Source organism: Dactylosporangium cerinum (assembly GCF_042653625.1).
Classification (GTDB): Bacteria; Actinomycetota; Actinomycetes; order Mycobacteriales; family Micromonosporaceae; genus Dactylosporangium; species Dactylosporangium cerinum.
Genome location: NZ_JBHSIU010000036.1, coordinates 1 through 1,862, shown reverse-complemented (window position 1 = coordinate 1,862; position 1,862 = coordinate 1). Strand labels below are relative to the sequence as shown.

1 protein-coding gene is annotated in these 1,862 nt (G+C 74.7%); it reads left to right on the top strand.

The annotated features are described in order from the left end of the window. Positions 1–1,862: beta-ketoacyl synthase N-terminal-like domain-containing protein (locus tag ACFPIJ_RS26585; RefSeq protein WP_380118401.1), on the top strand; the 1,862-nt coding region annotated here is incomplete at both ends.

Genomic DNA, 1,862 nt, shown 5'->3' with positions numbered 1-1,862 from the left:
ACTCGGCAACCCAGGACAAGCCAACTACGCCGCCGCCAACACCTACCTCGACGCCCTCGCCGGGCACCGGCATGCCCACGGACTGCCGGCCACCTCGCTGGCCTGGGGGCTCTGGGCCGGCGACGGCGGCATGGGCGGCGCGCTCGCCGGGACCGACGCCCAGCGGATGCGCCGTGGCGGGCTGCTGCCGATGGCGCCGGAGGAGGCCCTCGCCCTGTTCGACGCCGCGGTCGCCGACCCCGCCGCGGCGCTGGTGCCGGCCCGCCTCGATCCGGCCGCGCTGCGTCGCCTCGCCGGGAGCGCGGAAGTGCCATCGCTGCTGCGCGGGCTCGTGCGGCCCGCGCCGCGGCGAACCGTGGCGTCGGGGACCGGCCGGGGCGGATCGGCGCTGGCGCGCAGGCTGGCCGGGCCGGACCGGCTCGCCGCGCTGCTCGGTCTCGTCCGCGAGCACGTCGCCGCGGTCGCCGGGCACCCGTCCGCGGACACCGTCGACCCGGGCCGGACGTTTCAGGAGCTGGGCTTCGACTCGCTGACCGCGGTCGAGCTGCGCAACCGGCTCACGGCCGACACCGAGCTACGGCTCCCGGCCACGATGATCTTCGACTATCCGACGCCGCAGGCGCTCGCCGCGTATCTGCTCACCCAGGTCGCACCGGCGACCGCCGGCCCGGCCGGGCCGGCGGCGTCGGCCGTCGCGCCCGGCGAGCCGATCGCGATCGTGGCGATGGCCTGCCGTTTCCCGGGCGAGGCGGACACCCCGGATCGGATGTGGCGGCTGCTGGCCGAGGGCGCCGACACCATCGGCGAGTTCCCCGACGGGCGCGGCTGGGATGTCGACGAACTCTACGACCCGGACCCCGACGCGCCGGGGAAGTCCTACGCCCGCGAGGGCGGCTTCGTGCACGACGCGGCCCGCTTCGACGCGGACTTCTTCGGCATCAGCCCCCGCGAGGCCACGGCGACCGATCCGCAGCAGCGGCTGCTGCTGGAGACCACCTGGGAGGCGTTCGAGGCGGCCGGCATCACCCCGGCGACACTGCGCGGCACCCCGACCGGAGTCTTCGCCGGCGTCGTCGCTCAGCAGTACGGGACCGACGCACGGCTGGAGATCGAGGGCTACAGCATCACCGGTACGACGACCAGCGTGGCGTCGGGGCGGATCGCCTACACGTTCGGCCTCGAGGGCCCCGCCGTCACCGTCGACACTGCCTGCTCCTCGTCACTGGTCGCGATCCACCTGGCGGCGCAGGCGCTGCGCGGCGGCGAGTGCGATCTGGCCCTCGCGGGGGGCGCGACCGTGATGGCGAACCCGACGGTGTTCACCGAGTTCAGCCGGCAGCGTGGGCTGGCCCGCAACGGCCGCTGCAAATCCTTCGCCGCCGCGGCCGACGGCGTCGGCTGGGGCGAAGGCGCCGGCATGCTCATCCTGGAGCGCCTCTCCGACGCCCAACGCAACGGCCACCCCGTCCTTGCCGTGATCCGCGGTTCCGCGGTCAACCAGGACGGTGCCAGCAACGGCCTCACCGCCCCCAACGGACCGTCCCAGCAACGCGTCATCCGCCAGGCCCTCGCCAACGCCCGCTTGAGCTCCTCCGACGTGGACGCCGTCGAGGCACACGGCACCGGCACCACCCTCGGCGACCCCATCGAAGCCCAGGCTCTGCTCGCCACCTACGGCCAGGACCGCCCGGCCGACCGGCCGCTGTGGCTGGGGTCGATCAAATCGAACATCGGCCACACGCAGGCCGCCGCAGGCGTCGCCAGTGTCATCAAGATGGTCCTCGCGATGCGGCACCGTGAGCTGCCGCGGACCCTGCACGTGGACGAGCCGTCCCCGCACGTCGACTGGACCGCCGGGAACG